We start from the raw sequence: 24,733 nt of genomic DNA, 5'->3' as shown, positions 1-24,733 counted from the left end.
TCCTATCGCTTGCTTACGTTTCACTGGGTCTTGTTTCTCTTATGCAACCGTTGGCAAGTTTCGTATAATTCATGATATTTGCTAGAAAGAGAAGTGACTGAAATATTATATTTATTTGCAAGTTCCTTTTGCGTAATTTTCAAATTGTGGAGTTTGTGAACTGCATATTCTAAGGCTGCCACCCAACTATTAGTGTGGAATCGCTCGCCAAGTTCTTTCCCCTTTTTCGTTAAGAAATCAATCCAGATTGCCTCTAAGTCCGCGATATATATCGTCGACTCTTGCTTTTTTTCATCCAGGCTCTTAATTGCTAACTCTAATACTTGAAGCCATTCTGGGCGCCAAGTCAGATACATCTTACTTACCTGCTCCTGTGTAACATTCGTAAGTTTTTTCTTTATATACACCCGATATGGACCTGCCAAATCGAATTGATGAAAAAGAATCAGAATTAACTTCTTCACTTCATCACTTTCTTCAGGCTTTAACAAAAACTTCTCGAAATTCTCTTGCACTTCACTGTCAAACACAAGACTTAATAGACGAATCACATTCGATTTCGTCTTATCATCACTATAATCTAGGGCCCAATACATTGACATTTTAATCACTGGATCCTTAAAAATCTCGGTGGTAATGCCTTTGTTCGACTTTAACTCGAGTCTTCTTAAATAATCCTCAAAAGGTAAGCTGTAGAAATAACCAATCGCTTGAAGCTCGATTTCTTCTTGCATGGCACGTTCTATCAGTTGAATATAAAATCCTGGAATTTCTGATTTCGAATCCAGGCGCATCGTTCGGCGCCAATAGCTAATCGCCATATCATAACGGCCAGTGTTTGCCGCCGCAACACCGGTCATAAAGAACATTTGCGGATCATCTGTCAATTCGTTTTTCAATAGACGTCGGAAATAGTAGTATGAGCGTTCATGCTCTCCTAACATTCCTAAAGTCAATGCCAGCTTGTATATATGATCGTCATGGATTGGAATGACCTTTTTCAAAAAGTTCAATTCCCGTTCCATTCCTTCTTGATGTCCCAATTCATGATAAAATACTGCGAGATTACAATGAGCATGCATATTATTCGGTTCTGATTTCAACACCTTATGCGACTCTATAATCGCTTGGTCAGTCTCACCCGTGTAGAAGTACGTAAGAGCCAAATTATTGCGCGCCACCTGGTAGTCTGGATTCTCTTCCAACACTTTCACAAGTTCCTTCGCGGCATCCTTGAACTTCCCCTCTTCTAACAGTCTTCTTGCAAGGTCATTCTGAGCAGGTTCTTCTGATTCATCATCTCCGAAAAACTCTAGCATTTCTTCCGCATCTGCTGCAAATTCACCATCGAAATCCGCGTCAAGATATTTGTTCGCATACGTAGCCGCACGCTCAAACTCGCCCATGTTGGCATAGTTATTCGCTATATAATAAAAGCACTCGACTGCCTTAGGATCTATATTACTCACAACATGGAAAAGGATTTTATTGCTTTCCTGGAACTCACCGATTTCTGATAATACCCCGGCTAAGTTACAATGGTTTAAAGCACTCGTCGGATCATGTTCTACCGCGCGACGAAAATATTTAATAGCTCCCTTATAATTCATTTTATCTAAACAACGAACAGCACGCTCGTAGAAAAAGTTAGAATTAACTTTGAGAGGGATGATTTTATTGTTAGCATTCATAGTGCATCCTCCGCCCAATGTATTTTGTGAAACTGTTGTTTCGCTGGGTCCGTTTACTTTAGATAGTATATCATAAATGTTACAAGAGAGAAATTCGATATCTACGTCTTTGGTCAAATCCTGCAATTTCAGTAAACCCTAAATCGCGTAATTCCCCGTATATCCTCTCGATGTTTGTGCCTACATTATGTGGTCGATGGGAATCAGACCCTACTGTAATGGGTATGTCTAATTCCTTGCACATATGTAAGATTGTTTTCGAAGGGAATATTTCCTTTACAGGCATAAACTCGCCAGAAGTGTTGACTTCCACGCAAATATTAGCGGCTTTCACAGCTAGTAGAGCCTCTCGGATGTTTTCTGTCATGTCACTTGTCGGATGATGGTTAAAGCGCTTGATTACATCGAAGTGGGCAATCGAATCGTATATCTTAGACTCGGCTGCTGCTTTAACTAATGCGTAGTAATGACGATACACTTGATCTACGTCGCGGTTGTCCCATTCGTGGGTGCAACGACTATCAGAATGATCCCACTCACCAATAAAATGCACTGAACCAAGCACATAATCAAATGGATATTGTCTTAATTGGTTCGCTAAGTAGTCTTCCCACTCTGGCACGTAATCGGCTTCAATGCCAACTTTGACATCAATCTGTTGGGCGAACTCCTGTTTCAGAGCTATTGCCTCTTGCACATACTCTTCTAACTGATGCATTTCCATCGTAATCTCTGGCAATCTTCGTTCTGCAGGAATATGGAATAAAGGAAAATGATCGGAAAGTCCGATCTCATGGAACCCAAGCTCTACAGCTCTTTCCACGTACTCTCGAAGCTCCCCGATCGCATGTCCGCAACGGTAGTTATGAGTATGATAATCCACTAAGTAAGGTTGTCTTTTCATGCAATCACACCTTTAATTGAATATCTTACTTTTTATGTCGTTTTGATAATTCTTCAGCAATTTGATCGAGAGAAATTCCTTGATTCTGCAGCAATACGATTAAGTGATACATTAAGTCTGCTGATTCATAGACCAGTTCTGTGGTGTCGTTATTCTTCGCAGCAATAATCACTTCGCCACTTTCTTCGGCAATCTTCTTAAGGATTTTATCAATCCCTTTATCAAATAAGTACGTAGTATATGAGCCCTCTGGACGAGTATGTTTGCGCTCATGAATATATTGCTCTAATTGATACAAGAAATGCAACGACATTGTTTTCTTAGCAGGAACCATCGTCGATGCGATCGGCGTTTCCACATCTCCGTTATCCTCTGCTTGTTTCGGCCACCCGTCAAAGAATGAACGATAAAAGCATGTTTCTCTGCCCGTATGACAAGCTGGACCATTCGCTTTTACAAGCATAAGAATGGTATCTTCATCACAATCAAAGCGTATGTCTACCACCTCTTGCGTGTTCCCAGAAGTTGCACCTTTATTCCATAGCTCATTACGGCTACGGCTCCAGAACCATGTCGTTCTCGTTTCTACAGTCTTCTGTAACGACTCGCGATTGACATATGCCAGCATCAATACTTCTTTCGTATCTACATCCTGCACAATCGCTGGGATAAGCCCCTCTGCTTTGGAAAAATCAATCGTTTGTAATGCACGTGTTACATCAATCGCATTCATAGACATAATCGAATCACTCATTATCGCACGACGACTCCCTTCTCTTTTAAATACGCTTTCACTTCTTTTACCGAAGTTTCTTTATAGTGAAAAATAGACGCTGCCAATGCTGCATCGGCACCCGTTTGCTCGAATACTTCTGCAAAATGCTCTTGATTTCCTGCTCCACCAGAAGCAATCACAGGGATAGTAACTGCTGCGCTAATGCGCTTTGTCAGTTCGATATCAAATCCATCCTTCGAACCATCAGCATCCATACTCGTCAGTAATATTTCTCCTGCACCAAGGCGCTGTACTTCCTTCGCCCACGCAACCGCTTCCCATTCCGTTTGCTTGCGTCCACCATGGGTAAGCACCTCAAAATCATCACTCTCTGGACGATATCTGGCATCAATGGCGACTACAATGCATTGACTTCCGAAACGCTTAGCAGCGTCAGAAACGAGTTGTGGATTCAGGACTGCTTGCGTATTCAGAGATACCTTATCTGCTCCAGCGCGCAAAATACCTTTAATATCTTCCACAGATGATATACCGCCACCTACAGTGAAGGGAATAAATACCTCAGACGCTGTACGTTCCACCACTTGTATCATCGTTGCACGACCCTCATGGGACGCAGAGATATCTAGAAATACTAACTCGTCTGCCCCTTCTTGATCGTAGAAAGCCGCTAGCTCAACAGGATCTCCTGCATCACGCAAGTTGACAAACTGAATCCCTTTGACGACTCGACCATCTTTCACATCTAAGCACGGGATGATTCGTTTCGTTAACATTCGATCCCTTCTTCCTTCACTTGTTGAAGTGTCACCGCATTTGTATAGAGCGCCTTTCCAACAATTGCGCCAACGATTCCTTGTGCTTTTTGGTCAGCTAAATCCTTAATATCCTGTAAATTACTGACTCCACCAGAAGCTATCACTTCTACTTCCGCTTCCTCCGCAAAATGCAGCATTTCCTCTATGTTCGGTCCCGTTAATGTGCCATCACGCGAAATATCCGTGTATACAAATATCTTCGCACCCCACTCCTTCAGCTCACGCGCTACATCGACAGCTTTCACTTCTGCCGTTTCTAACCAGCCTTTCGTTGCTACGTAACCATTCCGGCAATCAAGGCCAATCACAACACGCTCGCCGCCATAGGTTTCTAACGCCTGTTTTACAAATTGCTTATCTTCTACCGCTGATGTACCAATAATTGCACGATCAATACCGGCGTCTAAAATCTGCGCCAAAGTTTCCATAGAACGAATTCCACCGCCATATTGGACAGGCGTTTGGTGACCATCTTGTTGGCCTGCCTGCACCATTGCCGTAGCAACTTCTAAGTGGGCAGGTTTTCCATCCTTAGCTCCGTCTAAGTCAACTACATGGACAAACTTCGCCCCTTGCTCCACCCATTGTTTATAAACGGACACTGGGTCCTCATGATATACCGTCTCTTGGGCAAAATCCCCTTTAAATAGACGTACACATTTCCCACCCCTCATATCAATAGCAGGGTACACTGTAAAATTCATGTTTGCTCCTCCGTTTATATTAATTATAAATTTTATCTACATTGCTTCGCAAAGTTTTCTAATAGCTTAAGCCCTACTTCACTGCTTTTCTCGGGATGGAATTGCATACCTACTACATTATCGCGCCCAACAATCGCCGTAACTTCTCCGAAATAGTCAGTAGATGCTAAGACATGGTCGTGATTTTCCACTTTCGCATGATAAGAATGAACAAAGTACACAAAGCGACTGCCTGGAATACCTTCAAATAGGTAATGGGTTTCATGATATAACTTGAGCTCATTCCAGCCTATCTGTGGCACTTTAAAGTCTCCTTGAAAGCGCACAACCTTCCCTGGGATAAGGCCTAACCCTTGATGCTCGCCCATTTCTTCACTACTGTCAAACAGCAACTGCATCCCTAGGCAGATTCCCAGAAACGGTTTCCCAGATTGTACATATTCGTGAATTGCAGGAATGAAATTCTGCTCCTGCAAGTTCTCCATTGCATCGCCAAAAGCGCCAACCCCAGGTAAAATCACCCCGTCTGCACCCTTTAGTTCCTGCGGGTCTGCAACAATTTTCGTTGCATATCCAAGCTTTTCCAGGGCCTTCGTTACACTTCTAAGGTTTCCCATTCCATAATCGATCACTGCGATCAATTACAACGCCCCCTTTGTCGATAAAACACCCTGGATACGAGGGTCATATTGGGTTGCATCATCTAATGCACGACCAAGCGCTTTAAAAATCGCTTCAATCATGTGATGCGTATTCTTTCCGTACTGAACGCGCACGTGTAAGGTAATTCGCGCTTCTAAAGCAAATTTCCATAAAAATTCTTCCACAAGCTCCACCGGAAATGTCCCAACTGTGTCGGTTGGATATTGTGCATGGTACTCTAAATGAGGGCGATTACTCAAATCTACAATCACTTCAGCTAAGGACTCATCCATCGGCACAAGACCTTGCCCATAGCGCTTAATGCCTGCCTTATCACCAATTGCCTTAGCAAACGCTTGGCCTAATGTGATTCCCATATCTTCCGTAGTATGATGATCATCAATCTCTACATCTCCATGACCCTTTACCTGCAAATCAAAGAGCCCATGCTTTGCCCATAGGTCGAGCATATGTGACATAAATGGTACATCCGTATCAATTTCTCTTTTACCTGTGCCATCAATATTTAAATTCACATAAATACTCGTCTCTTGTGTCGTACGTTGAATTTCTGCCTGACGCAAGGTAGCTTTTTCCGCCATTTACAGCCCCTCCTTTTCGATGCGTATCGCCACTGCCTTGGCATGTGCATCTAGTCCTTCTTCATTGGCAAAGCCTGCAATTTTTCTGCCGTGCTCAATCATTGCTTGCTTACTATAGTATATAACGCTTGATTTTTTGATAAAATCATCCACCGACAACGGGGATGAAAAACGTGCTGTCCCACTGGTCGGCAGTACATGATTCGGTCCTGCAAAATAATCACCAACAGGCTCTGAGCTATAACGTCCCAAGAAAATCGCTCCCGCATGTCGAATTTCCCCAAGGTAAGAAAATGGCTCTTCTACCATCATTTCTAAATGTTCAGGGGCAATTTCATTAATGACGCGCACCATTTCTGCGCGATTTGGAGCAATGATAATTCTCGCTTGGTTCTCAATCGATTGCTTGGCAATTTCGTTTCTATTTAATTGCGCGAGCTGAATCTCTAACTCGCGATGAATCTCTTCTGCTTTTTGTCGGGATAAGGTCACGCAGTACGCAGCAGCCAACACATCATGTTCTGCTTGCGAAAGCATATCTGCCGCAGCATACGAAGCATCTGCTGATTCGTCACATGCAACGAGGATTTCACTCGGTCCTGCAATCATATCGATATCTACCATACCGAACACCATCTTCTTGGCAATCGCTACATAGATGTTCCCAGGTCCAGTGATTTTGTCTACCTTTGGAATTGATTCCGTGCCATAGGCCAAGGCAGCGACTGCCTGTGCCCCACCAATGCGATATATATGTGTTACGCCGCATTCCTTTGCCGCAACTAATATAATTGGCGGAATTCCGTCTTTCCCCGGTGGTGTGCACATGACAATCTCACGTACGCCAGCAATTTGAGCAGGAATTACGTTCATCAGTACAGATGATGGATATGCCGCTGTTCCACCAGGTACATATACGCCAACTCGATCTAGAGGAGTTACCTTCTGACCAAGAACTGTACCATTTTCTTCTGTTGTGAACCAAGAGCTTTGCTTTTGCTTTTCATGGTAGCGACGAATGTTATCACGCGCTTCACGAATCGTTTGTATATATTCTTGAGAAACCTTTGCATAGGCTGCCTGGATCTCTTCTTCGCTTACGAGTAATTCCTCTATATCGACTCGGTCAAATTGCTTGGTAAACGCTTTGACCGCCTGATCTCCATGGGTTTTCACTTCGTTAATAATATGAAGTACTGCGTTCATTTGCTCTTGATTGCCTGTTTCTACGTTTCGATTATAGGAGAAGTCTTTGCTTTCAATGATTTGAACTTGGACCATATATTCCCTCCTCTATGATTGATGACTTTATTTCTTTATGATTTTTTCAAGAGTATCTACAATATGTGTAATCATTGGATGCTTCATACGATAACTCATACGATTGGCAATTAAACGGCTGGTGATTGTCATAATCTCTTCCATTTCTACTAGACCATTTTCCTTCAAGGTTCTTCCTGTTGATACAATATCTACGATCCGGTCGGATAAACCAATCAATGGTGCGATTTCAATCGACCCATTAAGTTTTATAATCTCTACTTGCTTCCCTTGACGACGGAAATAATCGAAGGCCACCTTAGGGAATTTCGTCGCAATTCTCGGAATCATCCGTGTTTGTGTGCCTGGAATTCCGGCAACTGACAGTCGACAACCGGCAATTTGCAAATCTAGCAATTCATACACATCGCGACTTTCTTCTAATAATACATCTTTCCCCACGACACCTAAGTCCGCCGCTCCATACTCCACATAGATTGGCACGTCTGATGGTTTTGCTAGTATAAAAGTTAATTGCGATTCGTCATCTTCAATAATTAACTTGCGCGACAAATCACCATTTTTCGGAAGCGAAAAACCACATTGACGTAACAAATCAACGGCCTCTTCCATGATGCGTCCTTTCGGCAGAGCTACCACTAGTTTTTCCATGTAGATTCATCCTCCTTGGTGTGTGTCGGATGTTGTGATGCCCACATATCATATGTCCATACTTCTCGATATTTTTTCGTCGCTTGGCGCTCGATGACGCAAGCATTGCTTTGTTCTTTCGCTACACCGATTATTTCTACTTTGCAGCCCACATTGCGCCATCGTTTTGCTTGTTCAATGACTGCCTGCGATTCCTTAACATTCTCATGGTCAAAAATAAATAAATAAGTATCTGCTGCATTCGTCTCCATGTTTAAAGCATCAATTAAACGTTCGAGCCACATACCAAATCCGACAGCAGGTGCTTTTCTACCAAATTCGTGTAAAAGGTCATCATATCGACCGCCTCCACAAATCGGAAATCCTACAGATGGTGTATATACTTCAAAAATCATACCTGTGTAATAGTTCTGCCCTCGTAACGTAGTAAAATCAATATGGACGTATTGCGCGACGCCATATTGCTCTAATATCGACCATACAGCTTCCAAGTGATCGAGAGCTTCCAGTCCTTTGGCATCTTGGACCATGCCTTTTGCTTTGGCAATCATTTCCCTGCCACCCTGCAGTCGAGGTAAAGCTCGTAAACACTCTTTCGATGACTCATCTAAATCAATCGTTTCGACAAAGGTCTTCCAACCTACATAATCCTGCTTTAATAGTAAGCTTTTCAATTCTTCTAGATGTTGAGGCGCTTTTTCTGATAGTAAGGATTGTAAGAACGTCGTTTCTCCAATCGCAATTTTGAAATCATACAGTCCAGCAGCGATTAGCGATTCAGCCGCTAAAGCAATCACCTCTGCATCTGCGTATGGTTGTTCAATCCCTATCAATTCTACACCCGATTGGAAGAATTCCGTGTCTCTTCCAGCTTCTTTTTCCTGCATTCTATAAATCGTTGCATTATAGCATAGGCGCAACGGGAGCGGCTCATCTTTTAAAAGTGATGCTGCAACTCTAGCAATTGGTGTTGTCATATCAGGTCGTAATACAAGAGTTTTCCCATTGCGGTCAATCAGCTTATATAAACGGTTTTGCAAGATATTGCTTGAATCTCCGACCGTATCTAAATATTCTAATGCCGGGGTAATAATTTCTTTATAGCCCCATCGTTCCATGCAAGAGCTAATTCTACGCTCAACTTCTTTCTTCCACTGTACTTCACTCGGCAAATAATCTCTAACTCCAAATGGCTTCTCAAATACTAATGGTTTTGCCATTCTCTGCTCCCCCCCAAGAAAAACTAGCACTTTTACGCTTTAGTCTGCTAATATAATAAAGCGAAGAATATATTTCTATTATCCTATCATGAGGTGTGAGATAGTGTCAAGATGAGAATTTTCTGAAAATATAGAAATTACTGAAGTGTTGCTAAAGCATTGCTATGTACAATAGATAAATCTATAAATAATTATAGGAACCATCTGTATATAAGACCGTAAACGCAAAATAGCACCCCTCTCTCAATAGAAAAGGAGTACTATCAGAACGACGAACTCTTTTATTGTGCTTTCATCAAATCCGAGTCACTACATACCTGTTGACCTTGGATGCTTGCCTCCCAAAACGGACACATGCTTACACTGCATTTGCATAGTTCGTTTTTCCAACAGGAGACACAAGTTTTCTTGTCGACCACGTACCATTCCACCTTACATTTTCCTAAATTTTTGTCTCTCATATGCTCCATGTTTCGACAAAAAATATAGTATTCCTGTTATAGCATACAAAAATAATCAAAAGTAGCTAGAAATTCCGGCATATGACTATGCCTAATGTAGATTTTTCTAGGGATATAGTCTGATGATTTGGTTGTATGATTGTAATGCAAAGGTATATGAGTAGTTTTTCGCTGAATCCTGTAAGTCTATATAATGTGCAATGCAGTTTTTCGATTCAATTTCTAAAATTACAGCGGAGACTGGTAAAGAAAATCTACGCGGTCCACAACTTCCCGGATTTATATATAGGATGTTTCCCTTTTCCTCGATTAGAGGCTTATGGGTGTGCCCACTAATTATTATATTCACTCCAGCAGCGCCTGGTGCTATGTCCATCTCTTGCAGTATGTGAAGGACATATAATGTAAATCCTTCGTGCTCAAGCATTTGTGTTTTGGGTAAGCACATAGCCCATTCTCCGTAGTCATTATTTCCGCGAACGGCATGAACGGGTGCGATCCGTTGCAATTCTCGTAGAACCTCGTCACCTACTACATCACCTGCGTGAATGATTTCATCAACGCCTCGTAAAGCTTCTAACACTTCTGTTCTTAATTGACCATGGGTATCTGAAATGATTCCAATCCGTTTCATATAATCACCTCAATTCATTACATCATATAAACAGAACTATAATGTATACAGTTCTACTGCATATATAGAGATTCTATTGCATACATAGAGATTCTATTGCATACATAGAGATTCTATTGCATACATAGAGACTCTATTGCATATATAGAGACTCATCGAAAATATATAACTGCAATTACCATAGGAATTTGATTTCATGTTATCATTTATATCGTATCCACAAGATGTATCTATATTTCAACACTAAATATGACACAATAGTAGTAATATACTGAAAGGGGTAAAACGAATGTCTTTCACCGGATTTACTGCATCCGACTTCGAAATCTTAGAAATACCAGGTCTTGATCCTAGAATGGGCGCAATTATCACACATGTTCGACCAAAACTGCATGCGATTGGTGACCGAATCGCACCATTTTTAAGCGCAAAGCTGGGACAACCTTTTTATCCACACGTGGCGCGTCATGCCCGCCGAACAGTGAATCCACCAGATGATACTTGGGTGTCCTTTTCCACAAATCCTCGAGGATATAAGTCTCTTCCGCATTTCCAGGTTGGCCTATGGAAGGACCATGTATACATACAATTCGCGCTAATTTACGAATCGAATCACAAGGCAATCTTCGCGAACAATATGGATAGTCAACTTCCAATGATTCGCCAGTCGATACCAGCTAACTTTCGGTGGTCATTAGATCATACGGTTCCTTATGGCACACCTCATAGTCGGATGACCGTTGATACTTTTCAAGAGTTTTCCGAGCAATTAAAGCACGTGAAAAAGAGTGAGCTAACCTGTGGTATTGACCTCTCGAAAGAGTTAGTTGTGAATATGGATAGTAATCGTTTCTTAGATAAAGCAGAACAAACGATAGAAGAGCTATTCCCACTCTATCGTCTGTCGTTTTAATTGTTAATAAAAGTATACAAATACATTTGAATTTAAGTTAATTTCGTCTAGATAAGTCTAGATTTATTGAAAATATAATTTTAACAATCTTACAATGGGCTAGGAAAACTACTTCACTATATCTAGGAGCTCGAGCATATCATCAATCAAATAATCAGGGTTATATTGCTTCAAATACTCGGCACCCCTCATAGACCAGGAAACTGCACAACTTGCCACACCAGTATTATGAGCCCCTAGTATATCCGCCGGATTGTCTCCGACCATGATTGTCTTTTCTGGATCTGCATGAATTGCTTGCATTGCCAATCGTAACGGTTCTGGGTCAGGCTTATGTTTATCCGTGTCATCCAAACAAACCGTGGCTTCTAGATATTGATCGAGTCCAAACAACGCTAAACCCTTCATTGCGGCTTGGCGTTGTTTCGTAGTTACTAGGGCCATTTTATGACCATTTTCGTGCAAGGTTTTCAACGTCTCCACAACATTTGGAAATGACGTAACTAATGAATCATGATGCTCTAAGTTATGCTTTCTGTAGACTCTTACCAATTCTTCAGCATTTTCCGCATTGAATGTTGTCATCATCTCAAGAAGGGGTTTTCCCATAATGTTCTGCACGTCTTCACGGGTATATTTCCCTGGGTTGAATTGCTCTAGTGAATACATGAAAGAAGTTAGGATTAGCTCATTGGAGTCAATTAACGTGCCATCTAAATCAAATAATATATAAGGATACTTCATACTTTATTCCACCCCATATTTCTCATCTGCATAACCGTACTTTCTTCGATACCATAGGGCAAACACAGATAATAGAATTAATACAATACTTATGACCTGGGCTGTACGAAGAGATTCAGTAATCATTAAACTGTCTGTCCGCATACCTTCAATGAAGAATCTTCCGACTGAATACCAAAGCAAATAGCTTAAGAATATTTCCCCACGACGAATCCAAGTCTGATATCTTAAAACGAAAATAATCAACAATACCCCTGCAATACTCCATAGTGATTCATATAAAAATGTTGGATGATAATAAGTACCACCAATATTCATTTGCTCAGCAATCCAATTGGGCAAAATATTAATAATCCATTGTGTCTCTTCAGTAATCGGTCCTCCATGAGCCTCTTGATTAATAAAATTTCCCCATCGACCAATCGCTTGCCCAAGTAGAATCGAAGGAGCTGCGATATCACCCATGTTCCAAAACGAGATCTTCTTCATGCGGACATAAATATAGCCTGTTAATATTGTACCGATTAAGGCACCATGAATCGCTAATCCACCTTGCCAAATGGCAAAAATTTCACCAGGATTCTGTCCGTAATAATCCCATTGAAAAGCTACATAATAGATTCTTGCGAAAATCACCGCTACAGGTACACCTACTAATACGACATCAATATAATGATCTGGATTTAATCCCAAGCGCTTAACTTCCCTAAGCGCAATATATAACGCAAGAAAGATCCCTGAGCCTATAATTAAACCATACCAATGAATTTGAATGGGCCCTAACTGTAATGCCACACTATCAATGACTGAAAAAAGCATATAATATCTCCTATCTCCGTAGATTCTACTTGCAAAACAATTTTCCAGTTCGTGCTAATTTTAAAAAACTTATACTTTTGATAGTATAACATAACGGATACGTATAGAAAACCTGACATATCATATTGAAAACTGCCACACTCGATTGAAAAAGCTCTACAGGATTCACCCATAGAGCCTTCTCATTTCAAGTATTTCTTTCTCTTATTTCTTACTTTTGATTATCTCTTTTGTTAATCTCTTTTGTTTTTTGCTTATTATTTCACTCGTATCCCAATAATCTGATTGTTCAAGTGATACATAGTAATCTGGTTCCCTTGCTTCAAATCTCCTGGTAGATAATACGTGTTATCTTTCCAGATTTGCACATCACGATCTAGCTCCATATTTCTAAAGCTACGGGCGCTATCGTAATAATATACTCGGTTTTGTGTTACACTGTAGAATTCTACATCTACAGCAGTTGTCTGGTAGATTTTCGTTTTATCGTTCATGGTGATTACTTTTACATAATCATTAGCCTTTAGATTCGAAATAGACATGAGTACTTCTGCTGGTGAGAATACTTCTAGTTTATTATTAATAGCCACATTCTTATTCTCCGTACGACTGCGAACATCTATGATATTTCTCGCTGTATCTACGCTAACAACTGACCCAACCATTGTTGGCAATACTTGGATTTGTTTAATATCATAACCAACGAAGTCGATTTTCACTGCATCCTTCACTTTGAAATCCGATAACTTCGGATTTGTTATACCAGGAATAATAAATTTCACACTATCATAGATATAATAACGTACTTTATCCCCTGTTTTTGTAGGGTCTTCTATTTCTAGACGATCCCAATCTGTTATAACTGCCGTAACCATCGAAGTAATACTCTTATTCACTTCAATTTTACGAATTCTGTTTTGATTCAGCGTGATTATGACTTCCATTCCTCTAGTTAAATCTTCTAACACAGGGCGGTTGATATCGAAAATATGAATGTCATAGCCTGTATCTAAAGTGTATGTCGTCGTACCACCATCATGCTTTATGGTTACTGTATTACGTGTCTTGTCATATCCCTCGATGATTCCTGAAATCGTATTATTGACAGTAATTTTACGAATTGTGTTTTTGTCTACTCGTAGTGCTACGTAAGTACCCTCACTCAAATCTGATAATCTCGGATTACTCACACTCTCGATTTGAAGTTCTAATGTATTATCATATTTATAGGAACGTAACTCTTTATTCGCCAATTCAATCGTAATCATGCTTAAAGTTGTGTTTATTAGGACGATTTGCCCTTTCACAGACTCTTGCGTTGGACGGTTTGTCACCGATATTTTACTGATAAATTGTCCATCAATCGCAACCGTGACTTGATCGCCAATTTCTAGATCTTTAATGCCACCGCTCACAATATCTGGGATGCTAAATACCGTATTATTGTTCACTCGATAGGCTTTAGGAGTAGCTTCTGATGTTAGTATTGTGACAATGTTATCTGAAGTCGCAACAGCAACGATTGAACCTGAGAAGTTCGTTTGTTGGAATGGTGTAATCAATTTCACTTTCTTTACTTTCTCATTTTCGATTTGAATTTCGATTTCGTCACCTTTTTTCAGGTCTCGAATTGTTGCAAATCGGACGGCCGCATATTCTACACTTACCGTATCATCAAACGTGTATGTGGAGAATCGACCACTGTTTTCTAATGTTAACAGCCCTTTTTCAATATCAACAGCAAAAATTAAACCTTTTAACAGGCCTGACTGTGCTGCTTTCGTGACATTCAATGTCGAGATGGCACTCCCATTTACCGTTAATTCTAACGTGTCACCTACTTGAAGATCAGCAAACACAATACTTCTATTTTGCGCACTATTTCTTAAGATTGTATCATTCACTATAGAACCGGTATACAACGTATTGTTTTCTTGTTTGACAATAATTACTTTTTGCTCAGGGTATACCTGTACAATACTCCCGTTGATAGCATCGGCCTTTGTTGCTTGTGGAAGGTTGTTATAATCGGACCGATTGACGATTTCTATGTACCTGATATCTCCAGCAGCATTTGCTTGGAAACGCACTGGCTCATTTACTACCAGCTGAGTTGTTGTTATTGGTGAATAGTTCGCATTATATAGGGACGATGTTGTTGTAATTCTATATACTGCTTTTGTATTATCCTTTTTCACGATTGTGATTTGATTATTATCAATCTTCTCGATTGTGCCAAGCGGTAATTGTCCTTGCACATCATTCATATAGCGATCGGAACGACTAATCAATGTCGCTAATTGTGCTCTCGTCACGGCATCATTAGGCTTATAATCAAATCCCCCCGTAGGATTTGCCATACCTGAGATAATACCCTTTTCTACTGCTAACGCTACAGATGGCTTAGCCCATATTGGAATGAGATTATCATCCTTAAAAGTAGTTTTAGCTAATGAATCTAGTTGACCTTGCATGCCAATCATACGAATCAACAGTTGTGCTGTCCATGCACGAGAAGCACCCGCATCGTGCCTAAAGGTTGATGTGTCAATTAAATTCTTCTTAATCGCAACACTTGCAAATCCTCTCGCATTCCATGTTGTAGGAAGCGAAAGCGCTGATGTATCCACGTATTGATTCACGTCATTCGCGTCTTTCTCAAGCCCCATAGCTCTTACTGCCATGACCACAGCCTCAAGCTGAGTAACCGTCTGATCTGGCTTAAACACACCGTTACCATACCCAGAGACGACACCACGAATTTCACTTTTTACAATATGTGGTAAAGCCCAATGAGTCGTAGGAACATCATGAAATGGGGAATACGTTGTCTGCGCTTGGATAATACCCAAAGGCAGGATTGTGATGATAATAGCTACCATCGTTGCTATGCACACTGTAGTTCTGAAATGTTTTTTGATCACTTTATCATCTCTCCTAATCTCTCCTGATAATTTTTGCTCACGTTTTTGGTCACGTCTACTGACTAATTTCTACATAAATCCTTATATTCCTGCTATTTCCTCGCAATATATACGTAAGAATGTCCAGTTTTGTTTCAAGAAATTGAAAATTTATTTTCTTACATAAGACAAATATATATTAAAACAAAAGCGACACATGATGTGCCGCTGAGCTTTCTGTATGATGTTATCTTATTTCTTCTTAACGAGATTTATAATAGTTTAGGGGGTTCACAGTTCCACCATTGATACGTACTTCGAAATGCAAATGTGGTCCTGTAGAGTTCCCTGTACTACCAATTGACCCTATTACTTCTCCCTTTTTCACGCTCTGTCCGACTTCTACATTAATTGAGTTTAGATGAGCATAGTAAGTTTGCATGGAATTCGTATGAGTGATACGAACTAAACGTCCATATCCGCCATTCCATCCAGCAAATATTACAGTACCATCATCTGCTGCATAAACTGCAGTACCGGTAGGTCTTGGAACATCGATTCCTGAATGTCGTCTAGCTCCACCGTATGGTGAGCTAATCGAACCACCTTGTGTAGGCCAAATCAGTTGCCCTGTACCATTAGCTGGTGCACCTAACGTACCTTTGTATACTACTTGGTCAATCGGCTCAGAAATGACCTTCTCACTAATAATCTTTCTTTCTACTTCATTACCATTGACTTTCGTAATGCGGTATAGAACTTCTTTTTCACCGCGTTGTCCTCGTGTTTGAACTCTAGATTCCCAAGTATACATTTTGTTATCTTTAACATAGTTTACTTCAAAAGGAATTTCTTCCACTTCTAGAATTTCTTCTACGATTTCTACATTTACATACGGCTCTGGAACCGTTAGCACTAACTGATCTCCAGGATGAATAATCGTTTCTTCAGACTTTAGCTTCTGCGGATTTGCAGACACAATCTCACTGACTGTAACTTTAGTCTTTTTTGCAATGACAGAAAGGCTATCCCCTTTTGATACTTCATACGTCACATGCTTATTCGTTCCAGTAAGTAGAATCTTGGTAGCATCTTCTACTTCGTAAAGCTGTCCATTGGTCCATTCTTCTTTAATCGTAACATTGTCATTAATGACAGCTAATTTTAATGTAGTGTTTTCTTTATCTGAAACATAAGCGGTTCTAACTTTTTCGATTACATCTTGAGCTTCTTGTGCACTCGCTACTTTAACGACTGGTGATTCGTTTACATAAATCGTAAATGCACGGGTTTGAAACTCTACTAAATCTTTCATTTTTTGCATGACTTGTTCATCTTGAGGAACGTTGTTCAAATCATAATAGACTTCTGTTTTAATTTCATTAGCCACTTGCGTATCTAAGTTTTCTGCAGCTTGCAAAGTATTGAGATTACTCGCTAAGTAGTCGTTAATTAACGTTTCATCACTGACTAAACCTATGTACGCTCCATCTACATACACTTTATAGGCCTTACTAGCTTCTAGCATTTCTTGATGCCTAGCTTCTTTCACTTGATAGCCAATACCTAAACTAGCAAATAGTACACACAACGCGACGCATGACATAATAAAGACTTTGTTTTGGAGAATTTTCACTTCTTTCAACTGCTTCAAAGCTTGATGAGATTTCAAGTCTTCTACTACTTTCATCGAGCTTATCGATGAAGCGATTGAGCTTCCTTTCGCTTGAGCCAAACGTAATGTAGACTGAGCTTTACTTCGAACAGCCTTAATTCTATTCAACGTTGAACTCTTTACATCTTCTGGAACAACCGATTTCCACTTAGATATGTCTATATTTGGTATATATTCTTTGTAGACTTGAATCAAAGTCTTAAACTTCTCACCGACCAGTTTTTGAGCATATATTCTTTGCTCATTGAGTTTTTCAACGTTTACAACCCTATCTTCTTTTATATAAACCTCTTGTTTATTTGCATTTTTATCTTTAACTTTTTTCTTTTCAATTTCTTGATATGCCAAATTCTGCTGAGATTTCTTCCCAGCATTTTCATTTTCAGTTGATTGAGTTCTGAAAGCATTTGTCTTTTCTATCTCATTAATTACTGCTTGTGAAATTGTAATTTCTGCTTTCCCACTATTCTGTTTTGTGTGTCTACGTTGTCTGTTTGTTGTTTCGGTACGTTTCTTCTCGTGAGGTTGTTTCTGTTTCATAAAGAAAAAAATTCACCCTTTCTACCGGAAGCACTTCTACCAATAAGCACTTAAGTTAAAGAATTTCACAAATCACCAAGATACTTATTCTACACGAAATGACAATATTCCTGCTTTTTCAGAAAGAATGAATCAAAAGTCCTAGAACTTTTAATCTATAAGGATTTATTTTTTGTCAATAATTGAGTGCAATACACTATTGATAAAGCTTACAAGAATTGATCCAAGTAGGGCCGTAAGAAATCCATCCACTTCAAATCCTTCAATTAAGCGCGAAACTAATAGAAAAAATCCAGCATTAATCACAAAAGAAAAAAGTCCCAAGGTAAAAAATGTAATCGGAAACGCAAACAATTTAACGATTGGCTTGATTGTTACGTTGATAATGGCAAATATGACGGCAGCAAGTAAAGCAATTTTATAGTCTGCCAATTCCATACCTGGCAGTACTTGTTCTGCGACTAATAAGGCCGCTGCACTACCTAAGATTCTCAATATTCTTCTTTTAAACATCAATATACTCCTCCGAATCATCCAATGGCATAATAAATAGTAATGCAATATACAGTATTATACCCGGAAACAGTGTGGTAAATAAGCTTAGCATGACATAAATTACGCGCACAATTGTCGGATCCATTCGGAAATACTCAGCAATGCCTCCACATACGCCGCCAATCATCTTATATCGCTTCGATCGAAATAGCCTTTTCATACTGTCCCTCCATTCTTTGCATTTTCCACGAATCAATAATACTAAGCTTATACTCATGTGTATTATTTAAAATCGGAAAAAATCCTACCAATTTGTCCTACCATTTTATTTTCATTATATTATTTATCTTATCAATTTACTGAAATCTTTTTCTAAAGCTTTCTAATGATTTCTCCGCTTCATCTTGGCGGATCAAGTTCTGATTGACCATTAGCTTAAGCACTAAATCCTGACGCACATACGCTAATTCACGGTTATTTGGGTTGCTATAGAAGGATGGCGCTTGTAGCAAGCCAGCAAGAAAACTAGCCTCCGCATAGTCTAGTTGTCGAGCTTTTTTCCGAAAATAATAATTAGCTGCTCGTTCGACCCCATACATCCCTTGCCCATAGTAGCTTTGGTTCACATACATTTCTAGAATATCGTCTTTAGGAAACTGTGCTTCCAGCTTTCTAGCTAAATATACTTCTGCAAGTTTGCGTGATAATCGTTTATCCGGATTTAGATATAAGTTTTTGGCCAGTTGTTGTGTAATTGTACTGCCACCTTGCAGATATTCCTTGGCAAACGCGTTATAATAGACAGCCCGTAATATGGCATAGTAGTCTACACCACTATGCTCATAAAAGCGCGCATCTTCTATGGCCACTATCGCCATAAAAAGAGCCGGAGATATCTCATCTTTGGTAACATATTGTATGCCAAATTCACTCTCATTCGCAACTGGCAATTGTCTTGGAAACGTAATGATCTGGCTTTCCCCATCGGTAATCTCTAGCACATTATTCGTTAATAGCTGTGGATATGTCGCTAGATATATTCCAACAGACACGCTATGATACGTAACAAATAGCCCCAATAGGATGAGAATCCCCTTTATTATTAATGTTATCGTATTCCATATACCTTTGATCATGAAATGACTGGTTGCTCCTTACGCGAACGGTCTCGTTCTAAAATTGGCTTTAAATAGTGTCCCGTGTACGATTTTTTAATTTTTACGATTTCTTCTGGCGTACCACTACCAACAATGCGGCCTCCGCCATCGCCACCTTCTGGTCCTAAATCGATAATATAGTCTGCTACTTTGATGACATCTAAGTTATGCTCGATAACAAGCACCGTATCACCATTGTCCACTAACCGCTGTAGTACGTGAAGTAGTCTGGCAATATCGTCTATATGCAAACCTGTTGTTGGTTCATCGAGGATATATAAAGTTCTTCCCGTACTTCTGCGATACAATTCAGACGCAAGCTTCACTCTCTGTGCTTCTCCCCCAGACAATGTAGTCGCCGGTTGCCCTAGACGGATATAGCCTAACCCAACATCATGAATCGTTTGCAGCTTTCGTTGAATCTTCGGAATGTTTTTGAAAAATTCTACTGAATCTTCCACCGTCATATCTAGCACATCTGCAATTGTTTTTCCCTTATACTTAACCTCTAAGGTTTCACGGTTATAGCGTTTGCCTTTACACACCTCACACGGAACATACACGTCAGGTAAGAAATGCATTTCAATTTTTATAATCCCGTCCCCACGACACGCTTCACATCGCCCACCTTTAACATTGAAACTAAAGCGCCCTTTTTTATAGCCGCGCATCTTCGCTTCTTGAGTTGCCGCAAATACATCACGTATGTCATCAAACACACCAGTATAAGTTGCAGGGTTGGAGCGCGGTGTACGACCAATTGGGGATTGATCAACATCAATGACTTTATCTAAATGTTCAAGACCAGTCACTTGCTTGTGTTTTCCAGGTTTTTGTTTCGAGTTCTGTAGTTCTTTCGCAACGCTCTTATGCAGAATCTCATTAATTAAGGTACTCTTCCCGGAACCAGATACCCCTGTAACGCATGTGAAAAGGCCAATCGGAATTTCTACATCAACATTTTTCAGGTTATTCTCTTCTGCTCCATAAACAACTAGTATCTTACCATTCGGGCGACGGCGTTCCTCTGGCAAAGCGATGTACTTTCTACCACTAAGGTATTGGCCTGTGATAGAATCCGGGTTTTCCATAATCTCTTGTGGAGTCCCTTCGGCAATCACTTGACCGCCATGCACTCCAGCCCCTGGCCCGATATCAATAATCCAATCGGCTGCTAGCATGGTATCCTCGTCATGCTCTACGACAATCAAAGTATTTCCTAAATCGCGCATACGTTCCAACGTGGCAATTAAACGGTTATTATCACGCTGATGCAGACCAATACTTGGCTCATCTAGGATGTACAGTACACCCATTAACGAAGAACCAATTTGTGTAGCCAGTCGAATACGTTGGGCTTCTCCCCCAGACAAAGTGCCTGCTGAACGACTCAAGTTTAGATAGTTTAGACCAACATCTCTTAAAAATCCTAATCTCTCTTGAATTTCTTTCAAAACTAAGCGCGCAATTGCCATTTCTTTATCTGTTAGTTGCAGATTTTCAAAGAATTGTAATGCATCACGAATCGTTAAACTTGTTACGTAAGAAATGTTTTTATCTCCTACGTATACTGCTAAACTTTGTGGCTTTAGACGTTCTCCTTTACACTTCGGACAAGGACGCGAACTCATAAATCCCTCAATAAATTCGCGCACATAATCAGAGCTCGTCTCCTTATAGCGTCTTTCTAAGTTACCAATCACACCTTCAAAGCCGACCTTTGTTCTCCGCGATTCACCAAAGTCATTTTCATAGTGAAACTCAATAATTGCATCTGAACCTTTTAAAATAATCGACTTGTGCTCGGACGACAATTCCTTCCACGGCGTATTGATGTCTATCGAGAAATGTTTGCAAACAGATTGCAAGAGCTGCGGATAATAGTTAGATGAAACTCCCGCCCAAGGAACTATTGCTCCCTGCTCGATGGATAGCTTCTCATCTGGAACAATTAAATCTTCATCCACCACCATATTCGTACCAAGACCACTGCAGGTTTCACAGGCTCCAAAAGGGCTATTAAACGAGAACATTCTCGGCGCTAATTCCTCACTACTATAACCACAATCTGGACAGGCTAACTTCTGACTAAACAGCAATTCTTCCTGACCGATAACATCCACTAGTAATAGCCCTTCTCCGAGTTTGAGAGCTGTTTCAATCGAATCCGCCAATCGTGTGGCTATATCTTCTTTGACGACAATACGGTCGACAACTACTTCAATCGAATGCTTTTTATTTTTTTCCAATTTTGGAGCTTCACTAATATCATAGATTTCACCGTTAATACGCACACGAACAAACCCCTCTTTTTGAATCTGTTCGAGGAGCTTATTATGTTCACCCTTACGTCCGCGTACGACTGGAGCCATAATTTGAATTTTTGTTTTTTCTGGTAAACTCAGAATTTGGTCTACCATTTGTTCAACCGTTTGTGCAGCAATTTGGATGTTACAATGCGGACAATACGGTCGTCCAATTCTTGCAAAAAGCAAGCGTAAATAATCATAGATTTCAGTAACTGTACCCACGGTAGAGCGTGGATTTCTGCTAGTCGTCTTTTGATCGATTGATATGGCTGGAGAAAGACCTTCTATTGAATCAACATCCGGCTTGTCCATTTGCCCCAAGAATTGGCGCGCGTAAGCAGATAGAGATTCTACATATCTTCTTTGCCCTTCTGCGTAGATTGTGTCAAAGGCTAAAGACGACTTACCGGAACCACTCAAACCTGTAAGCACGACAAATTTATCGCGTGGGATTGTAATATCAATGTTCTTAAGGTTATGGGCGCGGGCCCCCTTAACAACAATATTTTCTAGTGCCATTAGAGTATCACCTTTCAGTCGTATGATTAAGAGCCTTATTCAATGATTAGGAGCCTTAATTCATTGATTAAGATCCTTTTAATTCTATAATTAAATCTCGTAAATCGGCGGCACGTTCAAACTGCAAATCCTTAGCCGCTTGCTTCATTTGCTCCTCTAATCTCTGAATATATTGTTTTCTCTCATCTTTGGTCATTGTCTGCAATGGATTCTTTGGTAAATACTCTGCTTTACTCTCCGCTGCCTTCGTTGCCTCTATCACTTCACGGATCGATTTATTGATGGTCTGAGGCGTAATTCCATGCGCCTCGTTATATGCAACCTGGATTTCTCTCCGTCGATTGGTTTCACGAATCGCTACTTCCATAGCATTTGTCATTTTATCACCATACATGATGACCGTACCACTTACGTTACGCGCAGCACGTCCAATCGTCTGAATCAGAGACCGTTCACCACGAAGGAAACCTTCCTTATCTGCATCTAAGATTGCCACTAACGATACCTCTGGCAAATCTAAACCTTCTCTCAATAAGTTGATTCCAATTAATACATCAAAAACTCCGAGTCGAAGATCACGAAGAATTTGCATACGTTCAATCGTTTTAATCTCTGAGTGGAGGTAACGGACTTTAATCCCGACGTCGCCCATATAGCTGGTTAAATCCTCAGACATCTTTTTCGTTAGTGTGGTTACTAGTACACGCTCTTTTTTCTCAATACGTTGGCGAATTTCGTGCAGTAAATCATCAATCTGCCCCTTCGTCGGACGTACATCAATGACCGGATCAATCAAGCCCGTTGGACGAATAATCTGTTCTACAACCTTTGTGCTTGTCTCAATTTCAAAAGGTCCTGGCGTAGCAGACACGAAGACCGCTTGGTTAATCCGCTTCATAAATTCCTCAAATCGCAAAGGGCGGTTATCGGCAGCAGAAGGAAGTCGGAAACCGTGATCAATTAATGTTTGCTTGCGCGATCGGTCTCCTTCATACATCCCCCGAACCTGCGGAAGCATGACGTGTGACTCATCCACGACGACAAGAAAATCGTCTGGAAAATAGTCGAGTAAGGTGTATGGTGTAGAACCTGGTTCTCTACCTGTTAAATGTCTGGAGTAGTTCTCGATACCAGAGCAGAAACCTACCTCTAACATCATCTCCATGTCGTAGCGCGTTCGTTGCTCTAATCGTTGCGCTTCTAGCAGCTTTCCATTATCTCGGAACTCCTTCAGCCGTTCTTCTAATTCCTTCTCAATCGCTACAACCGCACGTTTCACGTTCTCTTCTGTAGTAACAAAGTGGGAAGCCGGGAAAATTGCAATGTGCTTACGTTCACCGATGATTTCTCCTGTGAGGACATCGATTTCTGTTATACGATCAATTTCATCTCCGAAAAATTCTACACGAACCGCGTGCTCACTGCGAGATGCAGGAAATATCTCTAATGTATCGCCACGGACTCTAAAAGTACCACGGGTAAAGTTAATATCATTTCGCTCATACTGAATCGATACCAGCTTACGTAACACATCATCGCGATTTTGCTCCATCCCTACGCGCAAGGAAACTAAAAGATTGCGATAATCTTCCGGAGATCCCAAACCATAGATACTTGAAACGCTGGCTACAATGACAACGTCTCTACGCTCAAATAAAGAGCTAGTTGCTGAATGTCGTAATTTATCAATTTCATCGTTAATTTTTGAATCTTTTTCAATATAAGTGTCAGAATGAGGAATATATGCCTCTGGTTGATAATAGTCGTAATAGCTTACAAAATACTCAACAGCGTTATTTGGTAAAAATTCTTTAAACTCACTGCAAAGCTGTGCCGCAAGCGTCTTATTATGGGCTAACACTAATGTTGGTCGTTGTAATTTGGCAATCGCCTGGGCCATAGTAAATGTCTTTCCCGACCCAGTAACTCCTAAAAGTGTTGTAAATCGTTGTTTCTCCTGTTCAACAGATTGAACGATTTCTTCAATTGCCTTTGGTTGGTCACCCTTTGGCTGATATTCAGAGACCACTTCGAACATTCACTATCACCTCTCTCGTATAATATGTTGAGACTCACAATGCGCTTAAGCCTCGTTAGAAACCCAATTTACATTTGGATTGATTTAACAATTACTGCGCAATATTCTTTGTTTAGAATTGTTATCATAATATTATATCATATTTCTAAGTATAGCATTATGACGTATATCATTATAATGTATCGGTTCGCTATATGAAAATATATGCATGCACCAAACCCTTAAGGTACAGTGCATACCTTAGTTGCTGCTATACTAAGAATTTATCTCAGTAGCG

21 protein-coding genes are annotated in these 24,733 nt (G+C 40.3%); 1 reads left to right on the top strand and 20 read right to left on the bottom strand.

Annotation, left to right across the window (positions count from 1 at the left end; all coding sequences use genetic code 11):
* Positions 1-20: 20 nt before the first annotated feature.
* The 11 genes from BHU72_RS00670 to BHU72_RS00620 all read right to left on the bottom strand — a co-directional run bounded on the left by BHU72_RS00670 (position 21) and on the right by BHU72_RS00620 (position 10,344).
* On the bottom strand, positions 21-1,691 hold the full coding sequence (locus BHU72_RS00670) for a tetratricopeptide repeat protein (protein ID WP_069700694.1): 1,671 nt from the start codon (positions 1,689-1,691) through the stop codon (positions 21-23).
* Positions 1,692-1,770: 79 nt separating this feature from the next.
* Positions 1,771-2,595, bottom strand: coding sequence for a histidinol-phosphatase HisJ family protein (locus BHU72_RS00665; RefSeq protein ID WP_069700693.1), 825 nt, complete (start codon positions 2,593-2,595; stop codon positions 1,771-1,773).
* A 25-nt stretch (positions 2,596-2,620) separates the two neighbouring features.
* Positions 2,621-3,328: a bifunctional phosphoribosyl-AMP cyclohydrolase/phosphoribosyl-ATP diphosphatase HisIE gene (gene hisIE, locus BHU72_RS00660; protein ID WP_069700914.1), complete on the bottom strand. Its 708-nt coding sequence runs from the start codon at positions 3,326-3,328 to the stop codon at positions 2,621-2,623.
* A gap of 20 nt (positions 3,329-3,348) precedes the next feature.
* Complete coding sequence (hisF, locus tag BHU72_RS00655; protein WP_069700692.1) at positions 3,349-4,107, bottom strand: imidazole glycerol phosphate synthase subunit HisF; 759 nt, start codon at positions 4,105-4,107, stop codon at positions 3,349-3,351.
* Positions 4,101-4,853, bottom strand: coding sequence for a 1-(5-phosphoribosyl)-5-[(5-phosphoribosylamino)methylideneamino]imidazole-4-carboxamide isomerase (gene hisA / locus BHU72_RS00650; protein WP_069700691.1), 753 nt, complete (start codon positions 4,851-4,853; stop codon positions 4,101-4,103). The genes hisF and hisA overlap by 7 nt, the downstream gene beginning before the upstream one ends.
* Positions 4,854-4,885: 32 nt before the next feature.
* On the bottom strand, positions 4,886-5,494 hold the full coding sequence (gene hisH, locus BHU72_RS00645; protein ID WP_069700690.1) for an imidazole glycerol phosphate synthase subunit HisH: 609 nt from the start codon (positions 5,492-5,494) through the stop codon (positions 4,886-4,888).
* Positions 5,495-6,097: an imidazoleglycerol-phosphate dehydratase HisB gene (gene hisB, locus BHU72_RS00640; RefSeq protein ID WP_069700689.1), complete on the bottom strand. Its 603-nt coding sequence runs from the start codon at positions 6,095-6,097 to the stop codon at positions 5,495-5,497.
* Positions 6,098-7,378 (bottom strand): histidinol dehydrogenase, encoded by a 1,281-nt coding sequence (hisD, locus tag BHU72_RS00635; protein WP_069700688.1) that lies wholly within the window; start codon positions 7,376-7,378, stop codon positions 6,098-6,100.
* Positions 7,379-7,405: 27 nt separating this feature from the next.
* Entirely contained in the window at positions 7,406-8,029 is a 624-nt protein-coding gene (gene hisG, locus BHU72_RS00630; protein ID WP_069700687.1) for an ATP phosphoribosyltransferase, read from the bottom strand.
* Complete coding sequence (hisZ, locus tag BHU72_RS00625) at positions 8,017-9,249, bottom strand: ATP phosphoribosyltransferase regulatory subunit (protein ID WP_069700686.1); 1,233 nt, start codon at positions 9,247-9,249, stop codon at positions 8,017-8,019. Before hisZ ends, hisG begins: the two co-directional genes overlap by 13 nt.
* 567 nt (positions 9,250-9,816) lie before the next feature.
* Positions 9,817-10,344, bottom strand: coding sequence for a metallophosphoesterase family protein (locus BHU72_RS00620; protein ID WP_069700685.1), 528 nt, complete (start codon positions 10,342-10,344; stop codon positions 9,817-9,819).
* 289 nt (positions 10,345-10,633) lie between these two features.
* Here BHU72_RS00620 and BHU72_RS00615 point away from each other — a divergent pair, with 289 nt between their 5' ends.
* On the top strand, positions 10,634-11,257 hold the full coding sequence (locus BHU72_RS00615; protein WP_069700684.1) for a YktB family protein: 624 nt from the start codon (positions 10,634-10,636) through the stop codon (positions 11,255-11,257).
* A gap of 108 nt (positions 11,258-11,365) precedes the next feature.
* Here BHU72_RS00615 and ppaX read toward each other — a convergent pair whose 3' ends face one another.
* The 9 genes from ppaX to uvrB all read right to left on the bottom strand — a co-directional run bounded on the left by ppaX (position 11,366) and on the right by uvrB (position 24,456).
* Positions 11,366-12,001, bottom strand: coding sequence for a pyrophosphatase PpaX (ppaX, locus tag BHU72_RS00610; RefSeq protein ID WP_069700683.1), 636 nt, complete (start codon positions 11,999-12,001; stop codon positions 11,366-11,368).
* Between the two features lie 3 nt (positions 12,002-12,004).
* Positions 12,005-12,820: a prolipoprotein diacylglyceryl transferase gene (lgt, locus tag BHU72_RS00605; RefSeq protein ID WP_069700682.1), complete on the bottom strand. Its 816-nt coding sequence runs from the start codon at positions 12,818-12,820 to the stop codon at positions 12,005-12,007.
* Positions 12,821-13,077: 257 nt separating this feature from the next.
* Entirely contained in the window at positions 13,078-15,744 is a 2,667-nt protein-coding gene (locus tag BHU72_RS00600; protein ID WP_069700681.1) for an S-layer homology domain-containing protein, read from the bottom strand.
* 241 nt (positions 15,745-15,985) lie between these two features.
* A complete protein-coding gene (locus tag BHU72_RS00595) occupies positions 15,986-17,938 on the bottom strand; it encodes a peptidoglycan DD-metalloendopeptidase family protein (protein WP_069700680.1) in 1,953 nt (650 codons plus the stop codon).
* A 165-nt stretch (positions 17,939-18,103) separates the two neighbouring features.
* Positions 18,104-18,451 (bottom strand): phage holin family protein, encoded by a 348-nt coding sequence (locus BHU72_RS00590; RefSeq protein WP_069700679.1) that lies wholly within the window; start codon positions 18,449-18,451, stop codon positions 18,104-18,106.
* Positions 18,444-18,653, bottom strand: a complete 210-nt coding sequence (locus BHU72_RS00585) for a PspC domain-containing protein (RefSeq protein ID WP_083248158.1) — start codon at positions 18,651-18,653, stop codon at positions 18,444-18,446. The genes BHU72_RS00590 and BHU72_RS00585 overlap by 8 nt, the downstream gene beginning before the upstream one ends.
* Before the next feature lie 136 nt (positions 18,654-18,789).
* Positions 18,790-19,512 carry a transglycosylase domain-containing protein gene (locus tag BHU72_RS00580; RefSeq protein WP_176720356.1) on the bottom strand — a complete coding sequence of 241 codons (723 nt, stop codon included), beginning with the start codon at positions 19,510-19,512 and terminating at the stop codon, positions 18,790-18,792.
* 53 nt (positions 19,513-19,565) lie between these two features.
* Complete coding sequence (uvrA, locus tag BHU72_RS00575) at positions 19,566-22,418, bottom strand: excinuclease ABC subunit UvrA (protein WP_069700676.1); 2,853 nt, start codon at positions 22,416-22,418, stop codon at positions 19,566-19,568.
* 67 nt (positions 22,419-22,485) lie between these two features.
* Positions 22,486-24,456 carry an excinuclease ABC subunit UvrB gene (uvrB, locus tag BHU72_RS00570; RefSeq protein ID WP_069700675.1) on the bottom strand — a complete coding sequence of 657 codons (1,971 nt, stop codon included), beginning with the start codon at positions 24,454-24,456 and terminating at the stop codon, positions 22,486-22,488.
* Positions 24,457-24,733: the final 277 nt, after the last annotated feature.

This window comes from Desulfuribacillus stibiiarsenatis (assembly GCF_001742305.1).
GTDB classification, from domain to species: domain Bacteria; phylum Bacillota; class Bacilli; order Desulfuribacillales; family Desulfuribacillaceae; genus Desulfuribacillus_A; species Desulfuribacillus_A stibiiarsenatis.
Note: the sequence above shows the minus strand (reverse complement) of the source record. Positions and strands in the feature narration are given on the sequence as shown.

Excerpts from the sequence above, each read along its gene's own strand:
- uvrA (WP_069700676.1), bottom strand. The coding sequence starts at position 22,418 with ATGGCACTAGAAAATATTGTTGTTAAGGGGGCCCGCGCCCATAACCTT.
- ppaX (WP_069700683.1), bottom strand. The coding sequence starts at position 12,001 with ATGAAGTATCCTTATATATTATTTGATTTAGATGGCACGTTAATTGAC.
- BHU72_RS00585 (WP_083248158.1), bottom strand. The coding sequence starts at position 18,653 with ATGAAAAGGCTATTTCGATCGAAGCGATATAAGATGATTGGCGGCGTA.
- hisG (WP_069700687.1), bottom strand. The coding sequence starts at position 8,029 with ATGGAAAAACTAGTGGTAGCTCTGCCGAAAGGACGCATCATGGAAGAG.
- lgt (WP_069700682.1), bottom strand. The coding sequence starts at position 12,820 with ATGCTTTTTTCAGTCATTGATAGTGTGGCATTACAGTTAGGGCCCATT.
- hisD (WP_069700688.1), bottom strand. The coding sequence starts at position 7,378 with ATGGTCCAAGTTCAAATCATTGAAAGCAAAGACTTCTCCTATAATCGA.
- BHU72_RS00590 (WP_069700679.1), bottom strand. The coding sequence starts at position 18,451 with ATGTTTAAAAGAAGAATATTGAGAATCTTAGGTAGTGCAGCGGCCTTA.
- hisF (WP_069700692.1), bottom strand. The coding sequence starts at position 4,107 with ATGTTAACGAAACGAATCATCCCGTGCTTAGATGTGAAAGATGGTCGA.
- BHU72_RS00595 (WP_069700680.1), bottom strand. The coding sequence starts at position 17,938 with ATGAAACAGAAACAACCTCACGAGAAGAAACGTACCGAAACAACAAAC.
- uvrB (WP_069700675.1), bottom strand. The coding sequence starts at position 24,456 with ATGTTCGAAGTGGTCTCTGAATATCAGCCAAAGGGTGACCAACCAAAG.
- hisZ (WP_069700686.1), bottom strand. The coding sequence starts at position 9,249 with ATGGCAAAACCATTAGTATTTGAGAAGCCATTTGGAGTTAGAGATTAT.
- BHU72_RS00620 (WP_069700685.1), bottom strand. The coding sequence starts at position 10,344 with ATGAAACGGATTGGAATCATTTCAGATACCCATGGTCAATTAAGAACA.
- BHU72_RS00670 (WP_069700694.1), bottom strand. The coding sequence starts at position 1,691 with ATGAATGCTAACAATAAAATCATCCCTCTCAAAGTTAATTCTAACTTT.
- hisB (WP_069700689.1), bottom strand. The coding sequence starts at position 6,097 with ATGGCGGAAAAAGCTACCTTGCGTCAGGCAGAAATTCAACGTACGACA.
- BHU72_RS00615 (WP_069700684.1), top strand. The coding sequence starts at position 10,634 with ATGTCTTTCACCGGATTTACTGCATCCGACTTCGAAATCTTAGAAATA.
- hisA (WP_069700691.1), bottom strand. The coding sequence starts at position 4,853 with ATGAATTTTACAGTGTACCCTGCTATTGATATGAGGGGTGGGAAATGT.
- BHU72_RS00665 (WP_069700693.1), bottom strand. The coding sequence starts at position 2,595 with ATGAAAAGACAACCTTACTTAGTGGATTATCATACTCATAACTACCGT.
- hisIE (WP_069700914.1), bottom strand. The coding sequence starts at position 3,328 with ATGAATGCGATTGATGTAACACGTGCATTACAAACGATTGATTTTTCC.